At 71.9% G+C, this 13,694-nt stretch carries 5 protein-coding genes; 2 read left to right on the top strand and 3 right to left on the bottom strand.

What is annotated here, in order from left to right:
• Positions 1 to 29: 29 nt before the first annotated feature.
• Positions 30 to 1,934 carry a hypothetical protein gene (locus ACFWPQ_RS23070; protein ID WP_384037754.1) on the bottom strand — a complete coding sequence of 635 codons (1,905 nt, stop codon included), beginning with the start codon at positions 1,932 to 1,934 and terminating at the stop codon, positions 30 to 32.
• Between the two features lie 364 nt (positions 1,935 to 2,298).
• Between ACFWPQ_RS23070 and ACFWPQ_RS23065 the strand changes: the two genes are divergently transcribed.
• Together ACFWPQ_RS23065 and ACFWPQ_RS23060 are read left to right on the top strand one after the other, a co-directional pair.
• Positions 2,299 to 2,754, top strand: coding sequence for a hypothetical protein (locus ACFWPQ_RS23065; protein ID WP_384037751.1), 456 nt, complete (start codon positions 2,299 to 2,301; stop codon positions 2,752 to 2,754).
• On the top strand, positions 2,741 to 5,542 hold the full coding sequence (locus ACFWPQ_RS23060) for a tetratricopeptide repeat protein (protein WP_384037748.1): 2,802 nt from the start codon (positions 2,741 to 2,743) through the stop codon (positions 5,540 to 5,542). The genes ACFWPQ_RS23065 and ACFWPQ_RS23060 overlap by 14 nt, the downstream gene beginning before the upstream one ends.
• A 75-nt stretch (positions 5,543 to 5,617) precedes the next feature.
• On the opposite strand, the gene ACFWPQ_RS23055 is transcribed toward ACFWPQ_RS23060, so the two are convergent.
• Complete coding sequence (locus tag ACFWPQ_RS23055; RefSeq protein ID WP_384037745.1) at positions 5,618 to 6,340, bottom strand: hypothetical protein; 723 nt, start codon at positions 6,338 to 6,340, stop codon at positions 5,618 to 5,620.
• A gap of 25 nt (positions 6,341 to 6,365) precedes the next feature.
• Positions 6,366 to 13,553 (bottom strand): ricin-type beta-trefoil lectin domain protein, encoded by a 7,188-nt coding sequence (locus ACFWPQ_RS23050; protein ID WP_384037742.1) that lies wholly within the window; start codon positions 13,551 to 13,553, stop codon positions 6,366 to 6,368.
• Positions 13,554 to 13,694 lie beyond the last annotated feature (141 nt).

Genomic DNA, 13,694 nt, shown 5'->3' with positions numbered 1-13,694 from the left:
GGCCGGGTCTCCCGGCGCTCCGCCCCGGATCAGGACCTGCGCAGCACCCGGTTGGCTCCCGCCACCACCGTGGTCACCAGCACCCAGCCCACGCTGACCAGGACGACCACCGCCCACTGCATGGCGCCGTGGGAGCTGTACGAGCGCTCCTGCCCGAAGTCGACCACCGGAAGCAGCAGGTCGAGGGTGTACACGGCAGGCTGGAAGTCCGGCGGCGTGCCGTCGCCGTAGGGCAGCGGCGGCCAGGTCGCGAAGAGCGCGGTGCCGGCGGTGAAGCAGACCGCGAGCAGCAGCACCGCGCGCAGCGGCCGGTAGCCGTAGCCGACGGTGAGATCCTGCAGGAGGCTCCAGATCCGGGCGGGCCAGGCCAGGGTGGCGCGCCTGCGGCGCTGTTTGGCGAGCAGGACGAGGCGGGCGTCGGCGTCTCGGCCGTGGCGCCGGTAGTTGGCGGCCAGCTGCTCGTAGGGCTGCGGTGCGAAGCCGGCCGGGTCGCGGTCGAGCCAGGTCAGCCGCTGCCGGCCGGACAGCGCGGGCTGGGCGCTGTCGTAGGCGAGGCCTTCCAGGACCAGTGCGCCGGGCCAGCCGGCCGGGTCGTCGCGCAGCACACCCACCCGGGTGTGGCTGAGGTCGACGATGCCGCGCGGTGCCTCGCGGGGCTTCAGCGACAGGTCGGCGGCCGCGGACCGCCGGCAGATCAGGGCGCGCTCCCCCGCCGGGACGTCCAGCAGGGCGTTCTCGAAGCAGAGCTTGGCCCGTACGGTGATGCTGCTGAGGGAGATCCGGCCGTGCGCGGTCAGCCCCTCGCAGCAGTTGAACTCCGCCCCCACCTCTATGCCGTTGGCCCGCAGCGCGGCCGCCCCGGCACTGCCCGTGAGCTCGGCTCCCTCGAACAGGGCCGAGCCGCCGACCCGGGCGTCGCAGAGGTCGACCGTGCCCTGCGAGACGAAGCCGGACCGGCAGTCGAGGTCGCCGCCGACATGCAGGCGGTGGGCCCTGAGCGCGGTGCCGTCCGGATGGTGCAGCCGGGCCCGCCGCAGCACGACACTGCCCCGCACCGAGGTGTCCCGCATGTCGACGCTCCCCCGCACGGTGAGCCCCGAGCCGGCCTGTATGTCGCCGCCGACCGAGGCGCAGAGCAGCTGCAGGGCGGGGTCGCCGCCGGGTGCGTCCGGGTCGCCGGGTGCGTCCGGGCCGGTCAGGGTGGCGTCCTCCAGGTGCAGCGAACCGCCTATCGAGGCGCCGTAGAGGTTGATCCCCCCGTCGCTGGAGAACCCCCGGTCGAGGTACAGACCGCCGCCCACGGTCAGTTCGGGTGCCTGGAGGCAGGCCCGCTCCCCCTGGAGGCGGGCACCGCGGAAACCGAGCGTGTCCTGCACGCGGGAGCTCATGAGCCGGATCGGCCCGGTGCACACCAGTCCGGTCGCCGAGAGGTGTTCCTCGACGGCGAGCGACTGCGCGTCGACGGCCGCCGTGCCGTCGGGCGCGTGCACCGTCGAGCGGTCGAGCAGCAGATGCGTACCGACGGTCAGGGAGCGGAGGTTCAGGGTGCCGTCCAGGGTGCACCCCACGATCTCGCACTCCTGGCCCACCCGCGCCCCGACCGCGCTCAGCCCCGGCAGGGCGCAGTCCTTCAGCTGGAGCACACCGAACTGCCCGCCGTCGAAGCACGGCACCTCGTCGAAGCGGCAGGAGTCGAGACGTATCGCGCCCTGGACGGCCGCCTCGGCCAGATCGAGCGTGCCGGTGATCCGGGCGCCGCGCAGCCGGAGCCGGGCCAGCCGCCCCCGCACGGGGCGCGGCGCGGCGACGAGCAGCCACCGCAGCGCCTCGGCCCGCACCTCCGGCACGTCCACGCACCACTCACCGTGCCGGTACGCCTCCCACAGCCGGCGCTCGTGCACCTCCCAGCCGTCCGGCGGGCCGTCGTCCGACACCCTGTGATCCCCCTTCACACACGTTCCCGCAAGCGGCGGCGAAGCAGGACGTTGCTACCCGACGGATACGGAGATCACGCCTGTGAACCACCCTGACAGTGCGGGCTCTTGGGACTGCCGGGGCCGTGGCCGTCGTGGTCGTCCGCGGGTCCGTGGGGGCTGGTCGCGCAGTTCCCCGCGCCCCTTCCGGGGCGCCGATGTGCCGCGGCCCTCCCCCGGCTCCCGCCACCCGCCACCCGCCACCCGCACCCACCGGGCGAGTTACCCCAAGACGGCGGCTCTGTCCGTGCTTTCCGTGTTTTGACCCCGGAGGTTCGTTGGTCGCTATACCTCTGGCTGTACGCGTCGAGGCAAGGGGGGACGCATGCAACGCGGAGGGCGTTGGGTCGTCGCGGTGTGCGCGGGGGCCGGTTCGTTCGTGGTCTGTCTGTGGGCGGCGCGGGCCGCGTCGTTCGGTTTCCTGCCCCGTGCGGAGGCCGACCGGTGGGTGGTGGCCACGGCGTTCGCGACGACGGTGGCCGCGCTGGTCGGGACGGCGGCCGGCTGGTGGGCGGGGCACGAGGGATCCCCGCAAGCCGCGGACGGGGCAGGGGCGGTTCGGCGGCCGGCGGTGTGGCAGAGCGCCACGGCGTCGGACGACGCCCGGGTCACGCAGGTCGCGGGCGGCCGGCACCCCGGACCCGGCGCCCCCGCGGAACGCCCCGGCAGGCTGGCCCAGCGCGCCAGGGCAGCGGGCCGGTCCCGGATCACCCAGGTCGGCGGGAGCGACGGGAACGACGGGAACGACGGTACGGCGGGTCCCGGGCATGGCGACCGGTAGGAGCAGGGCCGGGCGGGCACAGGCCGCCACGGCATCCGGGCACGGCCATGTCATCCAGATCACCGGCACCGGCAACCACGTCTGCGCGTCGGGCGCCGCGGACCCGGCACCGGTGCTGCAGCTCCCGGCGGGCCCGGTGCACCTGGCCGGCCGGGAGCAGGAGGCCGAGGCCGTACTCGCGCTGCTCGCCCCCGCGTCCCGGAGCCGGCCCGATGCCGTCGTCTCGTTGCTCTCCGGGCTCCCCGGCATCGGCAAGACCGCCCTGGCCCTGCATGTCGCCCACCGGGCGGTGGCCCGGGGCTGGTTTCCCGGCGGCGCGGTCTTCCTGCACCTGCGGGGCTACGACCCGGCCGGGCCGGTCGGCGCGGACGAGGCGGTCGGCGCGCTGGCACGGGCGCTGCGCGTGGACGACGCGCGGACGCCGGACGAGCAGACGGGGCTCTGCCAGGCCGCGCTGAACCGGCTCGCGGACGAGGGCCGGGCGGTCCTGCTGATCGCCGACGACGCGGCCGACGCGGCGCAGATCGAACGCCTCGTCCCGGCCCACTCCGCACACCGGCTGCTGGTGACCTCCCGTCACCTGCTCACCAGCCCCTCCTTCCAGCCCCGGCTGATCGGCCTGGACGAGCTGACACCGCAGGGCGCCGCCGACCTGGTCGCCGAGGCCCTGCGGCATGCCCGACCCGAAGATCCGCGCCCGCTGCGGGAGTCCGGCGCGCTCGCCGAGCTCGCCGGGCTCTGCGGACACCATCCGCTGGCCCTGCAGATCGCCGCATGCCTGCTCACCACCGACGCGGGCCGGTCCGTCGCCGCGCTCGCCGCCGACCTCGCCGACGCCCGGACCCGCCTGGACGTGCTGTGCTTCGAGGACGGCGGGCACACGACGGCGGTCCAGGCTGCGTTCCATCTCTCGTACCGGCGGTTGCCGACGCACCACCGGCAGCTGTTCCGGCAACTCGCCCTCAGTCCGGGCCCGGACATCGACACGGACGCCGCGGCAGCACTCGCGGGACGGCCCTGGGCCCGGACCCGGGACTCGCTGGCCGCGCTCGCCCGGGCCGGGCTGCTGGCGGAGCAGCCGGAACTCTCGGGGCGCTGGCGGATGCACGACCTGCTCCGTGTCTACGCGGCCGCGCTGGTGGAGAGGGACAGCGCGAAGTGGCGGGACGCCGCCTTGACGCGGTTGCTGGCGCACTGCGGGCGGCTCGCGCGCGCGGCGGACGCGCACCGACACGCCCACGACGACGAACCGTTGCCGGGCGACTTCCCGGACCGGGCGCGCGCCGTGCAATGGCTGGAGGCGGAACGGGCGAACCTGGTGGCACTCATCGTCCGGGCCGCGGCCACCGGACATGCGCGTGCGGTGCTGGAACTGGAGGCGCACACACGTCTGTTCCTGCTGGAGCGGAGCCGGTACGCCGCCGACGCCGTGACCACCGCGCAGCTGGCCGTCGTCTGCGCCCGCGCGATCCGCCACACCTGCTGCGAGGCCACTGCCCTGGGGCACCTCAGCCAGGCCCTCGTCGACTGCGGACGGCTCCCGGAGGCCGTGGAGGCCGCCACCGGGAGCCTGGACGTCGCCCGGGCACGCGGCGACCGGGAGCGGCAGATCACGGCACTGCAGCACCTCGGCAGCGCGCTCCGCCGGGCCGAGCGGTTCGAGGAGGCCACCGAGGCCCACACCGAGAGCCTGGCCCTCTGCGAGGAACTCGGTGACCGGGGCCGGATCGGCAAGGCGCTGGTGGGCCTTGCCGACACGCTGTGCGACCGCCACGCGTACGAGGAGGCCGCCGGACTGCTCACCGAGGCCGTGGCGCACTTCGCCGCGGCCGGCGACTGGCATGCCGAGGGCCTCAACCTCATTCATCTCGGGGACACGCTGTTCGCGATGAAGAGGACCGACGACGCCGTCGACGCGCACCGCCACGCCCTCGCCGTCTACAAAGAGCGCGGCGACGAACACCACCAGGCCATCGCCATGCAGCACCTGTGGGCGGTGAGCGAGATGAGCGCGGAGGAGGCGGTGGACAACTACGAGAAGGTCGTGGCCATCTGCGACAAGGTGTGCGACCGCCCGCTGGAGGCCATGGCCCTGAAGGCCCTGGCCGGCAGGCTCCGGCGGCTCGACCGGTACGACGAGGCCGTCACGGCCCTCCGCAGGGCGGCGGCCATCCACGAGGAGTGCGACGAGGAGAGCCAGCTGATCCGTGTGCTGCGCGACCTGGGCGACGCCCTGTGCGCGGCCGGCCGTCCCGCCGAGGCCGTCGAGGTGCACGAACGGGAGATCGCGCTGTTCCGGAACCGCGGTGACCGGCACGAGGAGGCCGAGGCGCTGGAACGCCTCGCCACGGCGCTGCGGCGCGACCGACGGCGATCGCAGGCGATGGAAGCCTCCGCGGCGGCGATCGGCACCTACCGCGAACTGGAGGACACCTGGTGCGAGCGGAGAGCACTGGGCGACCTGGGCCTGCCGGTCCGGGACACGCCACGGGCCGACCAGGTCATGGCCGGGTACCACTGGGTCCTGGCCAGCCTGCCGGAGGACGAGGCGCCCGGCCGGGAGAGCAGGATCCTGTTCGCCCTCGCCGTCGCGCACCGGCGGGCGAGACGCGTCACCGGCATGTTCTGGTCGTTGACGAGCCTGGTGAGGATCGCGCGCCGGGGCGACCGGACTGCGGAGCAGTTCGCCGCGGATTCCGAACACCTGTCGAAGGCCTTCCTCAGCCTCGTCCGCCCCGGCACGGCCCTCGCCGCCCTGCGCAACCGACAGCGCCGGCCGGCCGGCTGAGCCTCGCACGCAGCCTGCCGGGCATGACGGGTCGGGCCGGAGCCGGGTGCGCCCGTTGGGGAGCGGGAGCGGGCCTCATCCGTGGTACAGCACGCGCACGGCGTACGCGTCGCCCGGAAGGGCGTCGAGGTACTCGGTGAAGTAGTGGCGCCGCTCGGCGTTCGCCACGTCCAGCCAGCGTCCGTCCAGGGTCAGCAGGGCGTTCGAGGGCAGGACCTGGTCGGCTTGTTCCCGCACGTATTCTTCGAGGTCACCGGTGAGGCGGGCGGCAGGGTCGCCGCCGATGAGGTCCCGGAGTTCGGGGTTGTTCCTGAGCGCCACGACAGCCGGCTGGGTGCGGTAGTCCTCCAGGGCCTGTGCCTGCGGGTAGTTCTCGGGGTCGGCGAAGTGCCTCGCCCAGAAGTGGCTCGACGGCATGGTCGGCGGGTAAGCCGCGGAGAAGTCCTGCCACGCCTCGAAGGCCCGCCGTGCGCGGGCGGCCGCCCGCGCGCGTGGCGTGTCGAGATCCAACAGCACGCGCGGCCCGCCGTCGCACAGTGAAGGCGAAACATCGCGGGGCTCTCCGGACAGGGTCTCGGCACCCCGGATGAGACGCGGATCGTCCTCACGCCCCGGGACGACCAGGAACTCGCGGCCCCGGCCGTCGATCTGCCAGTAGTCCCACCAGGTCTCGACATCCGGACCGCCGACTCCGGGATCACGGTTGTAGTCGAACGGCGCCATCGCCGCGCCGATCGCCTGGACGACGTCCCCCGGGTCGCACGGGGGGAGGCACACCGTCACTCGCTCTTTCGCCATAGCTCTTTCCTCGGTCTCTTCACACTCATGCCATCGGCGGCGGGTCACAGGAGACGAGCCAGCCGTCACAGCCCCGCTGCCACGAGCGCGTCGCGTCCCAGATCATGTACAGATCACCGACGACGCCGAGACCGCCCATGAGCTTACCCACTCTGCTTCCCCCGCCCGACCTGGGCTCGGACGGCGCATCGGGCACACTGGGAGCCTTCTCGGTGACCTCGCCGGGGTTGATCCGGATGGTCCCTCCGTCGGTCTTGCGGATCAGCGGCTGCACGCGTTGCGTGTCGAAAGCGCCGTCCGGCCAGATCACGCGCACGTGCTTGTTGCCGACGAACTTGTCCCGGATCGCCTCCGCCTCGGCCTGACTCTTGGCGACGTAGACGACGTTCTGGGTCTGGCCCTTGGCCTGGGCATCCATCTTCCGCGCCACGGTCTTGGCCGTGTTGTCCGGGTCGAACTGCTTGTTGTTGCTCTCGTTGGCGTCCCAGGAGTCGACCTTGACGATCTTCCCGTTCTTCCAGGTGACCTTGATGAAGTCACAGGTGGTGCCGACTGCCACATGGTCACCGTTGGCGTTGTGCCACAACGCCTTCTGCTTGATGACACCCTCGTTCTCGTCCTGCCACAGGTACTGGGAGCCGCTGCCGTTGTGGGAACCGTCGGAGTACTTGCCGGCGTACTGCAGATCCTCGTTCATGTAGTCGAACGCGACCTGCTCCGAGTGGTTGGCGGACCTCACGCCCAGCGTGTGCGGGACGCCCCGCTCGTCGTAGATGACGTCGCGCCCCTTGACCGTGCCCTTGGTGAGAGCACGGTCCGAGTCGACATCCTCATGCGGCTTCGCCGAGATGATCCGCCCGCCCCGGCATTCCGCCGTACCCTCCCAGCACTCGATGGGCTGCAGGCCGTCCGGGTCGCTCTTGGTGACCGGGTTGTTGTCGGCGTAGGCGTAGCCGTTGATCTGCAGCGGGTCGGACGGGTCGATGACCGGGTCGGCGGAGAGGAAGCGGCCGGTGGACTGGTCGTACTCGCGGGCGCCGAGGTGGGTCAGGCCGGTGGCCGTGTCGTCGATTCCGGTCCGCAGGTAGGAGCGCCGGTTGGGCCAGCTGGACGGCTGGCTGCCGCGCGTCTCGCCGAAGGGCTTGGAGAAGCGGCGGGTGACGGGCTGTCCACCGGCTTCGTCCACCGTGGTGGTGGCGGTGCCGAGCTGGTCGGTGAGCAGGATGCTCAGCCGGTGACCGGTCGTGCTGCCGTACTTGGTGGAGCGGACCACGGTGGGCGCCCCGGAGTGGGAGTAACCGCGCGACGCCGCGACGATGTTGCCCTTGATGTCCGCGCTCACCTCGGTCTCACCGAGGTAGAGCACGCTGCCCGCGGCGGTGTGCTCCAGCAGACGGTTGCCCGCGGCGTCGTACACGTACGTCGTGCGGTCGGCCGGCGTCCACTGCTGGGCCGCGCTGCCGTTGCAGGTGTAGAGCTGCAGATCGGTGCCGTCCGCGTCGTTGGAGCTCGGTACGTCGACGCACTTGCCGGACGCGGGGTTGTAGAGGCTCTTGTCGGAGGTGCGGACGGTGAACTTCTGCGCGCTGCCGCCGTCGCAGGTGGCCAGCACGATCTTGGTGCCGTTCGCGGTGCCGGGGGCGCTCGCGCACTTGCCGAGGATCCGCAGGGTGTCGCCGGTCGTCCGCCACTGCTGGGCGCGGGAGTTGTTGCACCGGTAGAGCTGGACGGGGTTGCCGTCGGTGGTCAGAGCGCTCGCGTCGTCCAGGCACTTGCCCGACAGGCCGACGACCGCTCCGGCGCCGTCGCCGAAGCCCTTGACCTCGGTGACCTTGTCCTCGGCGTTCCAGACGAGGTTCTGCGTGCCGCCCGGCAGCGTCCTGGTCTCGGCGTTGCCGACCGCCGTGTACGTGTAGCCCGACGCGGTGCCCGTGGCCGGTGTGACCTTGGTCAGGGTGTGCGGCTGCGCGAGCGTGCCGCCGGTTCCCTGGGTGCCGTAGCCGTAGACGCTCTTGACGTCCTTCGTGGTGTCGGCGGGGTCGTGCTCGGTGAGGCTCGCCCGGTTGCCGATCGCGTCGAAGGTGAAGGACTGCCAGTAGGCGGTGGTGTCGCCGGACACCGTGCCGGTGGCGGGTGCGGCGGCGGTCAGCGAGGCCGCCATGTCGCTGTCTGGTGCGGTGGCGTCCGTGGCGGAGTCCGGTGCCTCGGCGATGGGGCCGGCCGAGGACTGGCCGTCCTGCCGGTAGCCCCAGGCGGTGCCGTTCACGGACTTGCAGCCGGTGCCCGCGGTGCCCACGGCCACCGAGGAGGTCCAGGCCTGGACCATCTCGCCGAGGTAGTCGTAGGTGAAGCACTGGGTGTCCCAGGTGCTCGTCGACCCGGTGGTCTGCTTGCGGGCGCTGGAGGTGACGTTGCCCGCCCGGTCGTAGGAGTAGTAGGAGTCCGAGATCCGGTGGGAGCTGTCGGTCTCCCGGTCCCACACGGTGCGCTGGACGCGGCCGGTGTGCTCGTCGATGAAGTTCGTCGTCCACACCCGGTAGGGCTGCGCGCCGCTGACCGTGCGCAACGGCTCTCCGTAGGGCGAGTAGGTGACGTCGGAGGTGTACCAGGTCAGGCCGGAGGTGGACTGGGGCAGGCCGTCGCTGTCGTAGCGGGTGACGACCTTTTCCTTGGCCAGGCCGCCGACGGCCGGCAGGGTGACGCTGAGCGGCTTGCCGGTGGGCGTGTAGGTGTAGTCGTACCGGTAGGTGCCCGCGAGGCCGGTGGTGTCGGCCTGCGCGGGGACGACGATCTCGCGTCCGGTCGGCCGGTACTCGCTGTCGTAGCCGGTGACCGAGTCGACGTAGTCGCCGGTGGCGTCGTGCCGGATGGAGGAGGCGGGCTTGCCGGCCGCTCCGGGCAGGTCGTAGGTGAACTCCTTGACCGGCGTCGCGGTGGGCGAGCCCTCCCGCACGTAGGTGACGCGGCCGATGGCGTCGTAGTCGGTGTAGGTCGTCTTCTGGTTCGCGTCGGACGCCTTGGTCTGCCGGTCGAGGTCGTCGTACTCGAAGGACGAGGTGCCGAGGTCCGGGTCGGTGGAGGTGCTGAGCCTTCCGCGCGCGTCGTAGGTGTAGGTCCAGAGGTTGCCCTGGTGGTCCTTGACGGAGGTGCGGTTGCCCCGGGCGTCGTACCCGTACCAGGTGCTGCGCCAGTCGCTGAGGTCCTTGTTGGTGAAGTGCTGGACGCGGGTGGCCCGGCCGAGGGCGTCGGTGGTCGTCTTCGTCGCCGGGGTGGCGCCGCCGGCCGGCTTGGCGAGCGTCCAGTTGTCGCCGTAGCTGGTGGAGTCGTAGTAGACGGCCGTGCCGCTGTGCAGCGCGGTCGTCTTCACCGGGCGCTCCAGGCCGTCGTACGTGGTCCGGGTCATGCTCGGCACCAGGCTGAGGCTCCTGGGCTTGAACTGCGCGGTCTCGGGTTCGCCCTTGGCGAGGTAGTCGCCGGTCTGGTCGCGGACCAGGCCGTGGTCGTCGTAGCGGGTGTCGACGATGACGCGGCCGGGGCCGTGCGCCTCGCTCTGGACCTGGAACTGGCGGCCCAGGCCGTCGTAGAGGGTGACCTGCTTGCTGTAGGTGCCGTCGTCCTTGATCGTCTGCACGATGACCGCGGTGGGCTTGGTCGCGCTGGAGGTGACGGCGGCCATCTGGTAACCGATGATCACGTCCGGGGACTGGCCGCCCGAGGAGCGGGACGCCGACCAGCCCTTGGTCAGCCGGCCGAGGGCGTCGTACTCGCTGCGGGAGACGTGCCCGTTGGTGTCGGTGACCGTCAGGGCCAGGCCGCGGCCCGGGTCGTAGGTGGTGGTGCTGGTGTGCCCCTTCGGGTTGATCGTCTTGATCGCGGTGACCGGTCCGCCGATGTCGGCGGGCGTGTACTGGGTCTCCGTGACGCCCTTGAGCGGGTCGGTGATCTTGCGCGGTCTGCCGAGCGGGTCGTAGCTGCGGCCGGTCACCACCGAGTATCCGACGCCGGTGCCGTCGGGGTTGGCGGTGCTGGTGGGCAGGCCCTTGGTGGGGGTCGCGCCCCAGGCGCCGTTGTCGTAGCTGGTGCGGGTGGCGTTCATGAGCTGGGTCGCCGGGTCGGCGGTCGCCCAGCCGTCGCAGGAGGTCGCCGTCTGACGCACCTGCTTGGGCAGGCCGATGAGGTTGGCGTCCTCGTTGCTGACGTAGTCGGTGCGGGAGCAGGTGTAGTCGCTGAGCTTCTCGCCGCTGCCGTCGGGTTTGACGACGGCGGTCTGCACCTGCCACGGCAGCCCGTGGTCGGTCTCGAACTCGGTCTCGGTGCGCACCGCCTGCCAGCTGGAGTCGACCGTCTGGATCGCGTCGGTGCGCCGGACGCCGACCTGCTGGGCGAGGAGCGGGTCGAGTCCGCCGTCCCGGGTGCGCGAGGCCGTCTGGTGCGACCAGGGGTAGTTCAGGGTGCGCTTGAGGAGCCGGCCGCCGGTGCCGTCGTAGGTGAGGGTCTCGGCTGCCATACCGGCGTACTGCGGCGCGTCGTCTGCGGCCAGTGTGACGGTGCCGGTGGAGTCCTTCACCGCGCCGCCGGTGCCGCGGAAGTAGCGGGTGACACCGTACGACTGGGTCTGCGGGACGCCCACGGTGGCGCCACCATTCTTCGCGCCGCGGATCGTGGCCACCTTCTGGTAGCCGCGCCAGACACTGTAGGTGCGCAGGCTCGGCTTGGTGAGCTCGTCGTCGTCCTGGCTCCAGGCCGCGTCGCTGTAGGCGTACTTGGTGGTGACGCGGTCCGAGACACCGGAGATCTTGTCGATCTCGGTGACCGAGTCGACGACGTACTTGTTGAACCAGGCGAGCGGGGGCGTGGTCTGTTCCGCGTCCGGCGACCAGCGCACGGGGTAGCAGGTGCCGTGGTTGGCGGCGGGGTCCACGGACGGCTCGGTGCGGCAGCCGCCGCGGTAGACGACCTCGACGTCACCGCCGTTCTCGGTGGACACCGTGCCGATGCGGGGCCGGGTGAACCCGGGCCGCGGGTCGCCCTTGTAACGGGGGACCAGGTTCGGCAGCTGCTGGTCCTTGAGGTAGCCACCGAGCGGGTCGTCCTCGCTGACGACGTACGGCCCGAAGCTGACACCGGACGCGGTCAGCAGGGTGCCGGTGGTGTCGCCGGGTGCGTAGCCGGTGCGGGTGACGGAGTCCAGCCACAGCCCGGGCGAGGTGTTGTACCAGTCGCGCGGGAAGGAATGGTGGAGCGTGTAGGTGTCGACGCGCGCCAGGCCGCTGCCGCCGGGGCGGGCGGCGTAGGTGGTCACGCTGCCCAGCCGCATCCGGATCCAGAACGACGGGAAGGCCGGGCACAGTTTGGAGTCGGACTTGCAGTTGAGGTTGCCGGGGCTGTCCCACCAGGGGCGGTAGGAGGCGGGGTTCTTGGTGTCGTCGAACTTGTCGGCGGCGCAGGAGCCGTCGGTCTCCACGCAGCGCTGTACGGCGTCGAAGACGATTTTCGCGGCGGGGCTGGTGAGGTTGTCGGGACGCATCCCGTACTCGATGGTGTCCGGGTAGCCGCCGCGGACGTACTTCTCGGGCGTCGTGAACTTCTTGTTGACGGCGTAGTAGTTGGTCGACTTGTGCCAGGTGACGACCATGGTGTTGCCGTGCACGTCGACGACCTTGTCCAGGCCCCAGCTCCACGCCTGCTGCTGCTTGGTGCCGTCGCTCGCGGTGCAGCGGGAGTCGGCGAAGGCGTCCTTGTGGCAGGGCTCGCCCGGGTGGTTGCCGAAGACGGGGACGGTGAAGACGGAGTCGGTGTCGGCGTGGCCGCCGCCGACCTTGTTCAGGCCGTAGTAGTACTGCGTGCCGTCGGTGGTGGTGACGACCCAGTACTCGCCGTTGTCGTCGCCGTTGTCGCCGCCGGTCCTCAGCTGGACCCGGGTGCCGTCGTCCTTCTCCAGCCGGTAGCTGTCGGTCTCGCCGACCCGCACCAGCTGGGTGGTCGTGCCGCCGAGCGACAGCACGGCGTTGTACGACACCCAGCACAGGTCGGACGTCTTGTACTTCTTGTCCTTGTTGTTGGGCGCACCGGCGGCGGTGTCCTCGCGGTCGTCCTTGCAGGTGCGGTAGCGGCGCTCGATGTGCCCGGGGTCGTAGTTCCAGCCCTCGCCGATCCAGGACGACTGGGGTGAGGAGGTGGCCGTTCTGCCGTCCACCGTCTGCGAGTTGTAGTCGAAGGAGATCTCCGGCCGGGGCCCGGCGGGCGCCGGCGGCACCTGGAGCGGGTAGGACCAGGTGAAGGCGCCGGAGGAACTGCCCGAGGCCCACTTGCCGTCGGTGGTCAGCGGCGTGGCCTTGAAGGTGCCGGCCGGGCCGGACCCGGAGTCGACGGCTCCGACGACGGCGCTGTCACCGCTCGCCGCGGCCGGCTGTGCGTAGGAGGCCTGCACGACGCCGGAGACGGAGGGGGCGGAACCGCTCGCGGCGGCCTGGCCGACCGTGCCGTCGGCCGCGGTGTCGACGGTGGCCGTCACGGTCTTGGCGTGCGGGTCGTTGACGGTGTCCAGCTCGGTGTACTGGCGGCACGCCTCGATGTCCGGGGTGGTCAGGTAGCACTCGGGGAACTGGACGAACTGCAGCCGGGAGGCCCAGTCGGCACCGTAGAGGTTCTCGTACTTCTGGTAGCTCAGCTGGACCGAGACCGGCACCGAGCCCGTCGTCGGCGCGGTCACCTTGACGAGGGTGCCGTCCACGCCCTGGGCCTCGGGGGCGGCGTGGTCGAAGACCCCGACCTGCCAGGTGCCGCTGGGGGCGGGCGCGTCGGGGGCCTGGCCCAGCTTGACCGGGAGGGGGCCGGCGGGCACGTAGTCGGTCTGCGTGGCGGTGGCGGAGCCCCCGGTGCGCAGGGCGGTCTGGGTGGTGCCGGTGCCGAAGCTGACCGGGGCGGTGCCGGCCGGGGCCGGGGTGGTGGTGCCGGACGGCGCCTCGGTCTGGTCGGTGGGCTGGTCCGTGCGGATGCTGTCGAGGCCGGGGTCCCGGGTGGTACCGGCGACAGCCTCGTCGTCGGCGAGCTTCACCAGGTCGACGTCCTCGCGCGGGGCGTCGGCGGTGGTGGGGTCCGGCGGCGAGGCGAACGCCTGGGTGGGCAGCAGGGCGAGCGCCACTGCCGCGGCCACCGGCGCGAGCACGGCGGAACGGCGTCTGCGCCGGTGCGCGGACAGGAAGAAGGGCACGGCGAAAATCCCCCGGTCGACCCGAAACAAGGTGGAGTGGCGCCTGGGTTGACCGCAGGTGAAGCCACTTCAAGATCGGCCAGATTCTGTGTCCATGCCATGAAGAAATCCAGAGTTCCCTGTGATCATGTGGCAATGATC

The organism is Streptomyces sp. NPDC058464, from assembly GCF_042721035.1.
Lineage (GTDB): Bacteria > Actinomycetota > Actinomycetes > Streptomycetales > Streptomycetaceae > Streptomyces.
The sequence above is the reverse complement of the archived record's forward strand: the minus strand, read 5'-3'. Positions and strand labels throughout refer to the sequence as shown.

Bases quoted from the DNA above. Each gene is read 5' to 3' on its own strand.
- ACFWPQ_RS23065 (WP_384037751.1), top strand. From the start codon at position 2,299: ATGCAACGCGGAGGGCGTTGGGTCGTCGCGGTGTGCGCGGGGGCCGGT.
- ACFWPQ_RS23060 (WP_384037748.1), top strand. From the start codon at position 2,741: ATGGCGACCGGTAGGAGCAGGGCCGGGCGGGCACAGGCCGCCACGGCA.
- ACFWPQ_RS23055 (WP_384037745.1), bottom strand. From the start codon at position 6,340: ATGGCGAAAGAGCGAGTGACGGTGTGCCTCCCCCCGTGCGACCCGGGG.